This window comes from Serratia sp. BNK-33-b, from assembly GCF_048684565.1.
Lineage (GTDB): Bacteria > Pseudomonadota > Gammaproteobacteria > Enterobacterales > Enterobacteriaceae > Serratia > Serratia marcescens.
Genome location: NZ_JBLQTZ010000001.1, coordinates 1,217,566 through 1,232,299, shown reverse-complemented (window position 1 = coordinate 1,232,299; position 14,734 = coordinate 1,217,566). Strand labels below are relative to the sequence as shown.

General features: G+C 62.1%; 14 protein-coding genes. 6 read left to right on the top strand and 8 right to left on the bottom strand.

What is annotated here, in order from left to right:
* Window positions 1-52: 52 nt before the first annotated feature.
* From ACMGGK_RS05765 to ACMGGK_RS05755, 3 genes are all read right to left on the bottom strand, one after another.
* Entirely contained in the window at window positions 53-952 is a 900-nt protein-coding gene (locus ACMGGK_RS05765; protein WP_016926778.1) for a Dyp-type peroxidase, read from the bottom strand.
* A gap of 177 nt (window positions 953-1,129) precedes the next feature.
* The gene (locus tag ACMGGK_RS05760) at window positions 1,130-1,717 is read right to left on the bottom strand and encodes an RpoE-regulated lipoprotein (protein ID WP_004936494.1); all 588 of its coding nucleotides are present in this window, start codon (window positions 1,715-1,717) and stop codon (window positions 1,130-1,132) included.
* Between the two features lie 156 nt (window positions 1,718-1,873).
* A complete protein-coding gene (locus ACMGGK_RS05755) occupies window positions 1,874-2,338 on the bottom strand; it encodes a DUF2919 domain-containing protein (RefSeq protein ID WP_016926777.1) in 465 nt (154 codons plus the stop codon).
* Window positions 2,339-2,512: 174 nt separating this feature from the next.
* Between ACMGGK_RS05755 and ACMGGK_RS05750 the strand changes: the two genes are divergently transcribed.
* Window positions 2,513-2,911, top strand: a complete 399-nt coding sequence (locus ACMGGK_RS05750; protein ID WP_016926776.1) for a YgiW/YdeI family stress tolerance OB fold protein — start codon at window positions 2,513-2,515, stop codon at window positions 2,909-2,911.
* Window positions 2,912-2,952: 41 nt separating this feature from the next.
* Here ACMGGK_RS05750 and ACMGGK_RS05745 read toward each other — a convergent pair whose 3' ends face one another.
* On the bottom strand, window positions 2,953-3,378 hold the full coding sequence (locus ACMGGK_RS05745) for a GNAT family acetyltransferase (RefSeq protein WP_004936504.1): 426 nt from the start codon (window positions 3,376-3,378) through the stop codon (window positions 2,953-2,955).
* A 205-nt stretch (window positions 3,379-3,583) separates the two neighbouring features.
* Between ACMGGK_RS05745 and amiA the strand changes: the two genes are divergently transcribed.
* From amiA to ACMGGK_RS05730, 3 genes are all read left to right on the top strand, one after another.
* Complete coding sequence (gene amiA, locus ACMGGK_RS05740) at window positions 3,584-4,465, top strand: N-acetylmuramoyl-L-alanine amidase AmiA (RefSeq protein ID WP_049299544.1); 882 nt, start codon at window positions 3,584-3,586, stop codon at window positions 4,463-4,465.
* Window positions 4,466-4,530: 65 nt separating this feature from the next.
* Window positions 4,531-5,451 carry an oxygen-dependent coproporphyrinogen oxidase gene (gene hemF, locus ACMGGK_RS05735; RefSeq protein ID WP_016926774.1) on the top strand — a complete coding sequence of 307 codons (921 nt, stop codon included), beginning with the start codon at window positions 4,531-4,533 and terminating at the stop codon, window positions 5,449-5,451.
* The gene (locus ACMGGK_RS05730; RefSeq protein WP_028127767.1) at window positions 5,451-5,906 is read left to right on the top strand and encodes a YaiI/YqxD family protein; all 456 of its coding nucleotides are present in this window, start codon (window positions 5,451-5,453) and stop codon (window positions 5,904-5,906) included. The genes hemF and ACMGGK_RS05730 overlap by 1 nt, the downstream gene beginning before the upstream one ends.
* A 22-nt stretch (window positions 5,907-5,928) precedes the next feature.
* On the opposite strand, the gene ACMGGK_RS05725 is transcribed toward ACMGGK_RS05730, so the two are convergent.
* The 4 genes from ACMGGK_RS05725 to ACMGGK_RS05710 all read right to left on the bottom strand — a co-directional run bounded on the left by ACMGGK_RS05725 (window position 5,929) and on the right by ACMGGK_RS05710 (window position 12,210).
* A complete protein-coding gene (locus ACMGGK_RS05725; protein WP_016926772.1) occupies window positions 5,929-8,169 on the bottom strand; it encodes a TonB-dependent receptor domain-containing protein in 2,241 nt (746 codons plus the stop codon).
* A gap of 120 nt (window positions 8,170-8,289) precedes the next feature.
* On the bottom strand, window positions 8,290-10,416 hold the full coding sequence (locus ACMGGK_RS05720; RefSeq protein WP_143778434.1) for a S9 family peptidase: 2,127 nt from the start codon (window positions 10,414-10,416) through the stop codon (window positions 8,290-8,292).
* A gap of 54 nt (window positions 10,417-10,470) precedes the next feature.
* Window positions 10,471-11,268, bottom strand: a complete 798-nt coding sequence (locus tag ACMGGK_RS05715) for a TonB family protein (protein ID WP_143778435.1) — start codon at window positions 11,266-11,268, stop codon at window positions 10,471-10,473.
* 102 nt (window positions 11,269-11,370) lie between these two features.
* Window positions 11,371-12,210: a ChaN family lipoprotein gene (locus ACMGGK_RS05710; RefSeq protein ID WP_164053732.1), complete on the bottom strand. Its 840-nt coding sequence runs from the start codon at window positions 12,208-12,210 to the stop codon at window positions 11,371-11,373.
* A gap of 177 nt (window positions 12,211-12,387) precedes the next feature.
* Here ACMGGK_RS05710 and mmuP point away from each other — a divergent pair, with 177 nt between their 5' ends.
* Window positions 12,388-13,797, top strand: a complete 1,410-nt coding sequence (gene mmuP, locus ACMGGK_RS05705) for an S-methylmethionine permease (protein ID WP_420276752.1) — start codon at window positions 12,388-12,390, stop codon at window positions 13,795-13,797.
* Window positions 13,787-14,725: a homocysteine S-methyltransferase gene (mmuM, locus tag ACMGGK_RS05700; RefSeq protein WP_420276751.1), complete on the top strand. Its 939-nt coding sequence runs from the start codon at window positions 13,787-13,789 to the stop codon at window positions 14,723-14,725. The genes mmuP and mmuM overlap by 11 nt, the downstream gene beginning before the upstream one ends.
* Window positions 14,726-14,734 lie beyond the last annotated feature (9 nt).

Here is a 14,734-nt window from a genome sequence, read left to right as displayed (position 1 = left end):
TTCGGGACGGGAAAACGGACCGAAGCCGGACGCGCCGGCTTCGGCGACGGCGTCAAAGTGACAGCAGGCGCGTCAGCGATGGCGCAAAGTAGTAGCTGCCGGTCACTGCACGGCTGAAGCGCAACATCGCGTCACGTTTGCCGTCCAGATCGCCGAACATGCTCAGCAGTTGCTGCTCGATATTGTGCAGGCGCGCGCAATAGGCGATGAAGAACAGGCCGTGCTTGCCGCTGGCGGTGCCGTAAGGCAGGCTCTGACGCAGAATTTTCAGGCCCTTGCCGTTCTCTTTCAAATCGACGCGGCTGACGTGCGAGGTATCCGGGCGCTGATCGGCCGGCAGCTCTTCGCTATCGTGCTTGGTGCGGCCGATGATCTGCTCCTGCTGTTCGGTGGTAAAGCGCTGCCACTGGCGCAGGTTGTGCTCGTAGCGTTGCACCAGCACGTAGCTGCCGCCTGCGTCCTCTTCGCCTTCGGCGATCGTCGCCACTGCCGGGCGCTGATCGCCCTGCGGATTTTCGGTGCCGTCGACGAAGCCGCTCAGATCGCGCTCTTCCACCCAGCGGAAACCGTGTGTTTCTTCTTCAATCTTGATGACGTTGCCGAACGCCGCCAACGCCGCCTGCGCCAGCGTGAAGTTGACGTCGTGACGCAGCGACTGGATGTGGATCAGCATATCGCGCTGGGTGGCCGGCGCCAGCCCTTTGCCGAGCGGTGTGAACGGCTTCAACTCTTTCGCGCCCTGGCCGCTGGAGAGATCGTGCCAGACGTCGTAACCGAAAGCGATCACCGCGCCGAGGCGCGCATCGGGGAACTGCTGCTGCAGCTCGCTCAGGGTCTGACAAAACTGCTTGCAGCCCTGGCGCAAGTCGGCGAATTCGCCCTGTACGCTGGCTTCCATAAAAATGGCGAAACGGCAGTGCTCCAGCAGAATGCCGCTCTGAACCTGTGTCATGTTGTTATCCTCAATACCAAAACCAGGCAACAGGTATGGCGGTTGACGCGCGGGTTCCCTGTTACAAACGCGCGCTATCATACCGCAAGCGCGGGCGATTGCCTTGCAGCAGCGCAAAGAAAATAGGGGTAATGGCTTGAAAAGGCAGGCGCCGCGAACCGGCGCCCGTTGAACGCGTTACTGCTGCGGCTTGGCGTGCCAGATGATTTTGCTGACCGTCCAGCTTTTCAGGGTGTCGTCCGGCGGAATGATATCCTGCGCCCCGGCCCACTTGCCGCTGAAGATGTAGGTGACGTACTTGCTCTGCTCCGCCACGCACTCCACTTTACCGGCGTCTTCGCCGCTGCCCGGCTTACAGGAGCCGAACGCCTTGCTGTACATATCGCCGAACGGCGTGCCGAGCTTGTTGCCCCACTCCGTCGCCACTTTCGGATCCAGCACGTCCACGCGCTGCAGGCGCCCTTTCGGTTCGCCGGTGATCACCAGTTTCACTTCGTCGCCGGACAGCGCCTGGTAATAAGAGACGATCTGGCCGTTGTTGGTCGCCATGCCGCCGCGCAGGCGGTAGTTGCCGTCCAGCCCGTCATTGATGGCGCTTTCCGACATCGGCGTGCCGGCGTTGAGCTTGCCGACGCCCTTGGCGCCGACCTCCAGGCTGCTGCCGAACCAGTTGAACGGCGACAGGCTGGACCAAGAGAAATTGGACATGCTCGAACAGCCGGTCAGTAACAACGGAAGCCCTAACAACAGGGGGCGAATATTCATCTCTAGCTCCTTAAACATCAATGGCACGGGGCGGTAACCCGCCCCTGCCGCACTCGGCGTTTTGCTGCATGCCAGCCTCTCACAACGGCCCGCACTACGCCAACGGTTGCCAGCTTGGAGTGCGGAAAATGCGAAAAGTGCCGCACTTCTCGGCAATTAGTCGGCGTGCTCCGCCGGTGCGAAACAGGCTTTCAGACGCGCATTCAGCAACAGATAGCTCAGCGCCAGCGCGTCGAGCAGCGCCAACGTCAGCTCCAGCCCCGGCGCATCGCCGTCCTGGCGCCACAGGCTGAACAGCGAGCCGCCGAGCGACGCCAGCAGCGAGACAGCCAGCCCCCAGCGCCAACCGCGCCACAGCCGCGGCCATTGGTGGCGACGGCCGCTCAGCAAAAACGCCAGCGCCGCCGGCAGACCGAGCAGCATGCCGTACCAAAAGCGTTGGGTATCCGGATAAAACAGCGCCAGCAAGCTTTCGCCCTGCTCATGCGAAACGCCGGCCATCACGAACAATAGCCAGGTGCGCGCCTGCAAAATCAGCACGGCCCAAAATCCCAGCGGCAGCCGCAGCGCGCCGTGCTGGTCGTAATCATCCGGGGAAAACCGGGGTGAGAATGGCTTCAACGATCGTTCCTTGCCAACAGAATAAAGACTATGGCTACAGATGGGCGCCGGCGATGGGAATTTCAATGCGTCGGCTTAAGAAGCTCTTAAGATCGGCGTGTTTTAATCCCTATCACTAAGCAAGCCCCCGATATCAGCGGGATGTGATTTTCAATAACGATAAGGAAGCGCAACATGAAAAAACTGACTCTGGCCGCTCTGATCGCGCTGTGCAGCGCACCGGTACTGGCGCAACAAGGCGGGTTCCTCGATCCGGCCGCGCCGCAGGCTCAAACGCAAACCACCGCACAAGGTGGTTTCTCCGGCCCCAGCGCGGCGCTGACCACCGTGGACAAGGTGAAATCGCTGAGCGACGACACCTGGGTGATGCTGCAGGGCAACATCGAACAGCGCATCGGCGACGATACCTACACCTTCCGCGACGCCACCGGCACCCTGACGGTCGAGATCGATCGCAAGCGCTGGAACGGCCAAACCGTCACGCCGAAAGACAAGGTGCAGTTGGAAGGGAAAGTGGATAAAGACTGGAGCAGCGTGGAAGTGGACGTGAAAACCGTCAAAAAGCTGCCGTAATGCGATGCGGCGGGCGGGCTATACCGCCGTCCGCCGCTCGATCAATATTCCTGATCTTCGATCAGCCGCTTGCCCAGGCTGGTGATGCCCTGGATTTCGTAGCCGAGCTTCTCGTACATCTCAACCACCGTGTCGTTGTCTTCGCGCACCATAATCTGGATCTTCGGGCAGCCGCGGGCGATCAGCTTCTTCTCCAGACGGTTGATCAACGCATTGGCGATGCCGCGCCCGCGATAGTCGGGATGCACCCCGAGGTAATACGCCGAGCCGCGGTGGCCGTCATAGCCGCCCATCACCGAACCGACCACTTCGCCGCCGACTTCCGCCACCAGGAACAGCTCCGGATCGTGGTTCAGCTTGCGCTCGATGTCCATTTCCGGATCGTTCCAGGGCCGCAGCAGATCGCAGCGCTCCCACAGGGTAATGACTTCTTCAAAGTCGTCTTGTCGAAATACGCGAATTTCCATCGATGTTGGCCGCTGTTAATTAAGGTGTTTATCTGATTATCGCGTGATTATTCACTTACGCAATATCAAACTGCGATTTAGCGCGCTATTTTGCCCGGAAATCGCCGGTAACAGGCGTAATAAATGGAAATAGTTATCGGGTCGATTAATGATTATCAATACGATATAACGTCGCAAAATAGAAACGTCGACGGAGCGTTGCGTAATGAAAAAGCAGGGTAAACAATTCCTCAATTTTAAGCCGCTTGCCGTTTCCCCGACGCGACGCCAACTGTTGCTTTCCGGCCTGGCGGTGGCGCTGTTCGGCGTGAAAAACCACAGCGCCAAGGCGGAGGGCCTGCTGCGCAATCAGCACAGCAAACCGGCGGCGAAACCGGCCGGCGGCAAAAAGCGGGTGATGATCGATCCCGGCCACGGCGGCATCGACTCCGGCGCGGTCGGCCACGAAGGCTCGCAGGAAAAACACATCGTGCTGGAAATCGCCAACCACGTGCGCCGTTTCCTGCATGAGCACGATCACGTCGAGGCGCGCCTGACGCGCGAAGAAGATGAGTTCATTCCGCTGTTCCAGCGGGTCGAGATCGCCCACCAGCACCAGGCCGACCTGTTCATTTCGATTCACGCCGACGGCTTTACCAGCCCGTCGGCCTCCGGCGCTTCGGTGTTCGCCCTCTCCAACCGCGGCGCCAGCAGCGCCATGGCGCGCTACCTGTCCAACCGTGAAAACGCCGCCGACGACGTGGCGGGCGGCAAGTACAAGGATCAGGACAACTACCTGCAGCAGGTGCTGTTCGATCTGGTGCAAACCGACACCATCAACAACAGCCTGACGCTCGGCCGCCACGTGCTCGGTCAAATTCGCCCGGTGCACCATCTGCACAGCGACAGCACCGAACAGGCGGCGTTCGCGGTGCTGAAATCCCCGTCCATCCCCTCGGTGTTGGTGGAAACCTCGTTCATCACCAACCCGAACGAAGAACGGCTGCTGGGCACCACCGCGTTTCGCGAGAAAATCGCCCGCGCCATCGCGGACGGCATCGTCAACTTCTTCGACTATTTCGACGCACACCAACGCAAACCCCGCTGATGCCGCGGGCGGCGAATAAGAGTATACTCAGCGCCTTGTTCAGCCAGACGCTATAAAGACCCCGCATGAGTTTACCTAACATCGCTGAAGTAAAATCCTTCCTGCTGGCGCTGCAGGATCACATCTGCGCGCAGCTCGCCCAGGCCGACGGCGGCGCCGTGTTCACCGAAGACCAATGGACGCGTGAAGAAGGCGGCGGTGGCCGCAGCCGCGTGCTGACCAACGGCGCGGTGTTCGAACAGGCAGGAGTCAACTTCTCGCACGTCTCCGGCGCCACCCTGCCGGCCTCGGCGACCGCGCACCGTCCGGAACTGGCCGGACGCAGCTTCCAGGCGATGGGCGTCTCATTGGTTATCCACCCGCTCAGCCCCTACGTGCCCACCAGCCACGCCAACGTGCGCTTCTTCATCGCCGAAAAACCGGGCGAAGCCCCGGTGTGGTGGTTCGGCGGCGGTTTTGACCTGACGCCGTTCTACGGTTTCGCAGAGGATGCCGTGCACTGGCACCGCACCGCGGCCGAGCTGTGCGCGCCGTTCGGCGACGAGGTCTACCCCAAATATAAACAGTGGTGCGACGATTACTTCTTCATCAAGCATCGCAACGAAGCGCGCGGCATCGGCGGCCTGTTCTACGACGATCTGAACACCCCGGATTTCGACCATTGTTTCGCCTTCACCCGCGCGGTGGGCCAGGGCTTCCTCGACGCTTATCTGCCGATCGTCGAAAAACGCAAGGCCTTGACCTGGGGCGAGCGCGAGCGCCAGTTCCAGCTGTATCGCCGCGGCCGCTATGTGGAGTTCAACCTGGTGTGGGATCGCGGCACGCTGTTCGGGCTGCAAACCGGCGGGCGCACCGAGTCCATCCTGATGTCGATGCCGCCGCTGGTGCGTTGGGAATATAACTACCAGCCGGAGGCCGACAGCCCGGAAGCGGCGCTGGCGCGCGATTTCCTGCCGGTGCGCGACTGGCTGCAGGAGTCGAAATGATGCAGATTTGGGTCGATGCGGACGCCTGTCCGAACGTGATCAAAGAGGTGCTGTTCCGCGCCGCCGATCGCACCGCCATCACCGTCACGCTGGTGGCGAACCAGCCATTGCGCACGCCGCCGTCGAAGCACATCCGTTCGCTGCAGGTGGCGGCCGGCTTCGACGTGGCCGATAACGAGATCGTGCGCCGCTGCGAAGCGGGCGATCTGGTGATCACCGCCGACATCCCGCTGGCGGCGGAGGTGATCGAGAAAGGTGCGGTGGCGCTGAACCCGCGCGGCGAACGCTACACGCCGGACACCATCCGCGAGCGCCTCAACATGCGCGATTTTATGGATACCCTGCGCGCCAGCGGCATTCAGACCGGCGGCCCGAACGCCCTGAACCAGCGCGACCGCCAGCAGTTCGCCAACGAGCTGGACAAATGGCTGCTGCAGGCGAAACGGGCGCAGTGACTGCGCCCTGCTCTGCTGCGGTTTAGAAGCGCAACTCCCCCCCGAAGATATAAGTCCGCCCACGGGCGGTGTTGGTCGGCGTGAAATCTTGTGACTGCGAAGGCAGCGAATTCATCTTGTTCAGCGCGTCCGAGTAGTCCTTGTCCATCAGGTTTTGCACGCTGAGCTTCAGCAGCAGATTGCGATTCACCTGATAGGTGCCGTACAGATCGATAATGGTCGGAATATGCGGCGCCGGCTCCTTCATCAACTGTTCGTTTTCATCGAGAGTGGAATCAGGCGACAGGCGCACCGCTTTGCCGGTGTATTTCACCACCCCGCCCAGCGTCAACGTCTCGTCCAGCAGGCGCACCCCGCTGTCCAGCGTGAAGTAGAATTCCGGCAGTTCGCTGACATCACCCGCGCCGAACACGTTGCTGGCCTGGTTGGTCGGCTGGGAAGTATGCTCCTTGCTTAACGACAGTTTGGTAAACGCGAAACCGGCGTCGTACAGCGCTTCGATCTCCACACCGCGCATTTTGACCGGTTCGGGGGCGTTGCTGTACATGGTCATGCTGACGTTGACGTCCGCGTTATCCCACTCTTCCTGCGTCGCCTGCGAACGGTTGCACTTCTGGCGGTCTTTACACACCAGGTAGGTTTGGCTGGAGATGTAGTTTTTGATCCTGGTTTCGAAATAGACCGCTTTCAGTTGGAAGCTGTCCTGCTTGAACAACAGATCGTGGGCATTGGCGTTGAACCCGCCCTGCCAGGTCTCCGCTTTTTCGCCCTTGAGGAACGGGTTCATCGACTGGCCGCCGCTGTTGGCGAAGAACACCTCCTGGATATTCGGCCCGCGCATCGACTTGCTGTAGCTGACGAACGGCTGCAGCCACGGCGTCACCTGCGCCGACAGCATGACCGACGGGTTGAAGCCGTGTTCGTTACGGTTGATATTGCCGGCGCCCTGCGGGAAGCACTCTACGCGCTCGTCACAGGCCGGCTTATAGCCGGAGAGGCGATAGGCGGTGTAGTTCAGATCGAAATTCCCCTGCCAGATGCCGTAGTTGGCCTGCAGGCCGCTGTACAGGCTGGAGATATCCTGCTTGCCCGACATTCCCACCGGCATGCTTTCCGCCTGATTGTCATCCGTCACCAAACCGGAGGCCTTTTTCTTATACTCGTTGCGCACCAGCTTGCCGCCGTAGCTGAACGCGAAATCGACGTCCTGCAGGCTGAAACGGCTGGTGTTGTTGATATCTAGCGCATCGGAGATGTTTTTCGCCGTGCTGTCGCTGAATCCCGCCATGTTGTCGGACATGAACTTCTGCTCGCCGCGGCTGGTGCTGGCGGTCAGGTTGAAATCGATCAGTTCGGAGAACGGCGCGTAGTGGTATTTAAGGTAGAAATCGTCGCTGTCGATGTGCCGGCGGGTGATTTTATTCTGGTAGCTGCGCGCCGACAGTTCGATGCTGTTGAAGGCATCCGGCTTGATGTCCACCTTGAACAGCTGGGATTTCGGGTTCTGGCGGTAGGTTTTATCGACGTTGAACATCTCGCTGTCGAAACCGGCGCCGTTTTTGTAGTTGGAGGTGATGGAGCTGCCGCTGATCGCCGCCATCGCCCCCAGACTGCCGCCGTCGGCAAAAGCGGCGGTTTTGGCGCCCACGGCGATCATGCCGCTGCGGCCGATGCCGTTATTGCCCACCGAGAATTTGGTGCGCACGCCGAACGGGTTATCGGAAAACACCACATCGTCCACGCCGATGGTGCGGAAGTTGGCGCTGCCCGCCAGGGCGTTCACCCCGTCGGAACCGGTGGCGTTGCCGCGCGCCACGTCGACGCCGACGATAAAGTTAGGATCGATCAGCGCCCCGAACTGGCTGGTGGGCAATCCCCCGTGCGCCGCGTCGCTCGGCGAGTTGCCGTAGTAGTTTTGCGTGATGCCGTCGACCATGGTGTTGACCCGGCCAAAGCCGCTCAGGCCGCGAATATTGACGCTGACCGATCCCTGGCCGGGATCGATCTGGGTATAGGTGCCCGGCATGCTGCGCAGAATGCTGTCCACCGACTCCAGATTTTTGTTTTCGTCGCGCGAGCTGAACGCGCCCGGCCTGGCCAACGCCTCTTTTTCGCTGCTCTTGCCGCCGTCGGCGGCCGAGACGTTGAGCGGGCTGAACGCCACGCTGCCTTTATTATTTTCCGCCTGTTCCTGCGCGGCCGCAGCCGGCCCGTACAGCGCCAGTCCCGCGCCGATCAGGCTCGCTATCATTTTGATTTTCATATATCCCCAGAAATAGCCAATAAGGTTTGATGGCCGACAATGCCCAGCAAAAAGCCCGCCGAAAGCGCGGTAAAAGTTGTTATTGTTTTATTGCGCCGCAGCGTGCCGCGGCGCTGAAGGTTATTTCTGCGCCTGCCGATCCGCCGCCAGAATAAAGGCGTACTCCAGCGCGCCGTTTTCCAGCCGCGCCAGGCGGCCCGATTTGCCGCCGTGGCCGGCGGTCATGTCGGTGGAAAGCAGCAGCAGCGAATCGCCCTGCTTGAAGCGCCGCAGCTTCGCCACCCATTTGGCCGGTTCCCAATACTGCACCTGCGAGTCGTACAAGCCGCTGGTAACCAGCAGGTTCGGGTAACGCTGCCTGCGCACGTTGTCGTACGGGCTGTAGGACTTCATCAGCGCATAGGCGGCCGGCTGGTGCGGGTTGCCCCACTCCTCGTATTCCCCGGTGGTGAGCGGAATGCTGTCGTCCAGCATGGTGGTCACCACGTCGACGAACGGCACCTGCGCCACCACCGCGTTGTACAGCTGCGGCGCCTGATTGATCACCGCCCCCATCAGCAAGCCGCCGGCGCTGCCGCCCATGGCGTAGATGCGCCCCGGTTGGCCGTAGCCGTCGTTGATCAGCGCTTGGGTAGCGTCGATGAAATCGTTGAAGCTGTTCGGTTTGTGCGTCAGTTTGCCCTGTTTGTACCAGCGCTGCCCCAGCTCGCCGCCGCCGCGCACGTGGATCAGCGCATAGACGAAGCCGCGATCCAACAGGCTGATGCGGTTGGCGCTGAACGCCGGATCCATGCTCATGCCGTAAGCGCCATAGCCATACACCAGCAGCGGGTTATGCCCGTTTTTGAACAGCGATGTGCGGTACACCAGCGAGACCGGCACCTTCACGCCGTCGCGCGCCGCGATCCAAATGCGTTCGCTGTGATACAGGCTGGGATCGACGCCTTTCACTTCCTGTTGCTTGAGCAGGGTGCGCTCGCCCTTGTTCAGATCCCACTCATAGGTGCGGGTCGGCGTGGTCATCGCCGAATAACCGTAGCGCAACCGATCGCTGTCCGGCTCCGGGTTATAGCCCAGCCAGGCCATGTAGCTGGCGTCGTCGAACGGGATGGCGCGCTCGGTTTTGCCGTCCCAGCTGATTTGCCGCAGCTGCACCAGCCCGTTGGCGCGCTCCTGCACCACCAGCCAGTCGCGGAACAGGCTGAAGCTCTCCACCTCGTGCTGCGCCTGCGGCGCGATCAGCGTCTGCCAGGGTTTACCCGCCGCCGCCGTGTGGTACAGGCCGAAGTTCGGGTCCTGATGGTTAGAGCGCAGGTAGAACTCGCCGCGGTAGTGATCGAGATAATACTCGCGGCCGTTCTGCCGGGCGGCGAACAGCTGCGGCTCGCGCTGCGGCTGGTTGGCGTCGATCAGGCGCACCTCGGAGGTGGTGTTGCCGCTGATGGTCAGAATCAGGTAATCGCGCGAGGACGAGCGGCCGAGGCTGAGGTAGAACGCCGGGTCGTTTTCCTGGTACACCAGCTTATCTTCCGCTGTCGGCGTGCCGTACTGATGGCGATAAACCTGGTATGGCAGCAGCGTTTGCGGGTGGTTGCGCACGTAGAACAGGGTTTGGTTGTCGTTGGCCCACACCATGTTGCCGGAGGTATTTTCCAGCGTTTCCGGCGACCAGCGTTCGCTGCCTAACTCGCGCAGGGAGATGCGGTATTGGCGGCGGCCCTGCAGATCTTCGGCCACCGCCAGACGGCGGTTGTCCCGGCTAATGTCCATCGCCCCCAGGCGATAGTAAGCGTGGCCGGCGGCGCGCTGGTTGGCGTCCAGCAGGGTTTGCCACGGCGCGTCGGCGGTGAGCGCCTGGCGCTGATACCGCGCGAACTCTTTACCGGCGGCGTAGCTTTCCTGGTAGCGATAACCGTTGAGCTGATACGGCACCGAACGATCGTCAGGACTCATGCGGCCCAGCATCTCCTGATACAGCGTGGCGCGCAGCTTCTGGTACGGCGCCATCATCTGCTCGGTGTAGCGGTTCTCCGCCTTCAGGTAATTCAGTACCTTTTGCTCTTTTCGGCTGTCGTCGCGCAGCCAGTAATAATCGTCGGTACGCGTCTCGCCATGCGCCGTCAGCGCTTTCGGCGCGCGTTCCGCCAACGGCGGCTGCGGTTGCGCCAGCGCGGCGCCGGCGACGCCTAAAGAAAGCCAGAGCGCGGCCGCAATGCGGCGACGCGGGGTGAATAACAGCGGATTCATAATCCCTCACGAAGTTTGAAAAGGCGGACGGCGGCGAGGCGGCGTCTGCAGGCATTAACGGCGGGCGTTCAGCTCCGCCAGATTGAAATCGATCGGCATCGTCACCCTGACGGCCCCCTGCTGCAGCATCTCCGGCGGCGGCGGCGGCAACGGCTGCGCGCGCGATACCACCGCCACCGCTTCCCGATCCAGCGACGCGGTGCCGGAACGCGCCAGCAGGATCACGTTCGATACCCGCCCCTGCGCATCGACGCTGAAACTGACCTGCGGCATGCCGCTGCGCCGGCGGCTGCGGGCATCCAAAGGGTAATCCTTGATGCGGTTCAGCTTGCCTTTCACCAGGCTCTCCCACGACAGCTTGGCCTGCGCGTTGCTGTTGGCGTCGCTGTTGATCGGGGCGGCGGTGTGGTGGGAGAGCGTCTGCGCCTGCGGCGCGGCGGCGCTGGACGCGGCGGCATTGCGCGTCTCTTTGGCCTGTTCCTGCGGCTTCGGCTGCGCTTTTTGCGGGGGACGGTGTTCGGCGCGCTTCTTCTGCGCCGTCACGATTTTCGCTTTATCGGCGCGCGCCAGCTTGGGCAGATCCGGCTGTTGCTGCTGCTCAGCGGGCTGCGCTGCGGCGGACTCCGCCTGCTGCACGCCCAGCGGCAGCGGCTTGCTTTCCGGCGCTTCAATCTGCGCCGCCCAGCTCATCATCACCGCCGGCGGCGGCAGCGCCACCGGCTCCAGCGCCGTCTGCGGCCAATAAAACAGCAGCACCAACGCCGCGTGAGCCGCCAGGGCGAGCAGCAGGCCGCGCGCCCAGCGCGGCTGCGGCAGTTCAAAGGCCGGGAGGGAGTAAGACTGACTTAACATAGGGGCATTAGCTTGCTTAATTGCGAATGATTGCAGATCACATTTACTAATGACAATCATTTGCAACTATAATTAACACCCCTTTTCACTCTCTTAACGTATTCATTTCACTGATGGTGTGATCCACAGGTAGTCTGCGGTGTTCGCATCGACCTGTACGCCCGGTTCCGCCAGCATCAGCACCGTCGGCACCGCCGCCGGTTGCAGATCCCGCACGTGCAGCGGCACCCCCACCGATTTGGCGGCGTGATAACCACCGGCGATCAACAGCGCGGGCGTCGGTGCCGCCAGCAAGCGCTCAGCCATGCGCCGATCGCGCTGCTGCTGGATCGCCAACATCGCATGCAGTTGATCGGCCTCAATCTTGCCGCCGTGCGAAGTGCGGATGGTCTCTTCCAGCGCCTTGCGCACCGCCGGCTGCGCCGATAGCTGCCCCGCCGGGAACTGCGGCTGCTGATAGAACGCCGTAATCTCGCTGCGATCCAGGTTGGCCGACCACAGCGGGTAAGGCGCGCGCATCGCCGCCATCGTCACCCCGCCATACAGTTCCCACTTCCAGCCCGGCTGCCAGGCGATCAGCTCCGCCACGCGGCCGTCACGCACCGTGGGGTCGCTCTGCAACCACTGTTTGACCTTGTCTACCTGCGCCTGCTGGTTCGGGTTGATCATCTCCATCAGCACGCTGCCCTGCGGCCGCCGCTGCGGCAGTTGCTGCACCAGCCATTGCTCAATCTGATGGTGGCAAGGATTGTCATGCTTTTCCCCAACGATCACCCGCGGCTGCTGCGCCAATCGCGTCAACAGCTGCTCCGGCGTCAGGGCCGCGCCGCTGTGCAGATCGGTGATGCTTCCCAAACTCGCGACGTCATTGGCCGGCGCCTTCACCGACGTTTGGCTGCAGGCGCCGAGCGCCAAGGCCGCCAATAAAATCAAATATCTCATCATGTTGCCCCATTATCGAAAATGGCGACATTATAGATAATAATTATCATTTGCATATAGATCCGGCTTAACGATTTTTTTACGCGGCGATCGCCGGTGGCGCATTGCGTTAAAAAGGCATTACGGGTATAACCAATAGCCATTCAGATATTTAGACGTCTATACGGATAGATTATTATGCACGCATCGGCGCCCGCCGCAGGGCAGTTCAAACGCAGCATGAAGGCCCGGCACCTGGTGATGTTGTCGCTGGGCGGCGTGATCGGCACCGGGCTGTTTTTCAACACCGGCTACATCATCTCCACCACCGGCGCGCTCGGCACGCTGCTGGCCTACCTGATCGGCGCGCTGGTGGTGTATCTGGTGATGCTGTGCCTGGGTGAGTTGTCGGTAGCGATGCCGGAAACCGGCGCCTTTCACGTCTATGCTTCGCGCTATCTGGGGCCGGCCACCGGCTATGCCGTCGCCTGGCTGTATTGGCTCACCTGGACGGTGGCGCTCGGCTCCAGCCTGACCGCCGCCGGATTCTGCATGCAGTACTGGTTCCCGCAGTCGCCGGTGTGGCTGTGGTGCCTGCTCTTCTGTGCGGCCATTTTCCTGCTTAACGTGGTGACCACCCGTTTTTTTGCCGAAAGCGAATTCTGGTTTTCGCTGATCAAAGTGGTGACCATTCTGGCGTTCATCATACTGGGCGGTGCCGCCATGTTCGGCCTGCTGCCGATGAAAGACGGCACCCCGGCGCCGTTCCTGCATAACCTGACCGCTTCCGGCTGGCTGCCGCACGGCACGCTGCCGATCCTGATGACCATGGTGGCGGTGAACTTTGCCTTCTCCGGCACGGAGCTGATCGGCATCGCCGCCGGTGAAACCGAGAACCCGGAAAAAGTCGTACCGCTGGCGATCCGCACCACGGTGATCCGCCTGATGCTGTTCTTTATCGGCACGGTCTTCGTGCTGGCGGCGCTGATCCCGATGGATCAGGCGGGGATCGTCAAAAGCCCGTTCGTGCTGGTGTTTGAACGCATCGGTGTGCCTTACGCCGCCGATATCTTCAACTTCGTGATCCTGACCGCCATCCTGTCGGCGGCCAACTCCGGCCTGTACGCCTCGGGGCGCATGCTGTGGTCGCTGGCCCACCAGCGCACCCTGCCGGCCTACTTTGCGCGCGTCAATGCGCGCGGCATTCCGATCAACGCCCTGACCTTCAGCATGCTCGGCGGCGTGCTGGCGCTGTTGACCAGCGTGATCGCGCCGGACACGGTGTTCGTCGCCCTGTCGGCGATCTCCGGCTTTGCGGTAGTGACGGTGTGGCTGAGCATCTGCGCGGCCCACTATGCTTTCCGCCGCGCCTACCTGCGCAGCGGCCAGCCGATAAGCGGCCTGAAATACCGCGCGCCCGGCTATCCATTGACGCCGATCCTCGGCTTTGCGCTGTGCCTGCTGGCCTGCATCGGGCTGGCGTTCGATCCGGAGCAGCGCATTGCGCTCTACTGCGGGCTGCCGTTCGTCGCCCTGTGCTACCTCACCTATTTCCTGACCCGGCGCGCCGGGCAAAAAAATGCTTTGGGAGAACAACATGTCGGTTAACAACCCCGTCGCCCGCCTGCTGGCCGAACAGTCGACGCTGATCCTGGACGGCGCGCTGGCCACCGAACTGGAAGCGCGCGGCTGCGACCTGACCGATCCGCTGTGGTCGGCCAAGGTGCTGATTGAAAATCCCGAGCTTATCTATCAGGTGCATCTCGATTATTTCAACGCCGGCGCCCAGTGCGCCATCACCGCCAGCTATCAGGCCACACCGCAGGGCTTCTTGCGCCGCGGCCTGGATCAGGATCAGTCGCTGGCGCTGATCGCCAAAAGCGTGCAGCTGGCGCAGCGGGCGCGCCGCGATTATCTGGCCGCACACCCGCAAGCGGCGCCGCTGCTGATCGCCGGCTCGGTGGGCCCGTACGGCGCCTATCTGGCCGACGGCTCGGAATACCGCGGCGACTATCGGCTGGCGCAGGATGACTTCATTGCCTTCCACCGCCCTCGCCTCGCCGCGCTGGCCGCCGCCGGCGTCGATCTGCTGGCCTGCGAAACGCTGCCGTCGTTCGCTGAACTACAGGCGCTGCTGACGCTGTTGCAGGAGTTCCCGACGCTCGGCGCCTGGTTCGCCTTCACCCTGCGCGACAGCCAACACCTCAGCGACGGCACGCCGCTGACGGAGGTCATGTCCGCACTGCGCGGCAACCCGCAGGTGCTGGCGATCGGCATCAACTGCATCGCGCTGGACAAGGTCGCCCCGGCGCTGCGTCAGCTGAGCGCGCTGGCCGACAAACCGCTGCTGGTCTACCCGAACTCCGGGGAGCATTACGATGCGGTGAGCAAAACCTGGCACGCCTGCGGCGGCGAACACGGCAGCCTGGCCGATCAGGCGGTAGAGTGGCGTGCGCTCGGCGCGCAATTGATCGGCGGCTGTTGCCGCACCACCCCGCAGGATATCCGCGCCATCGCCGCGCGCTGCAAGGCATGAGAATGGGAG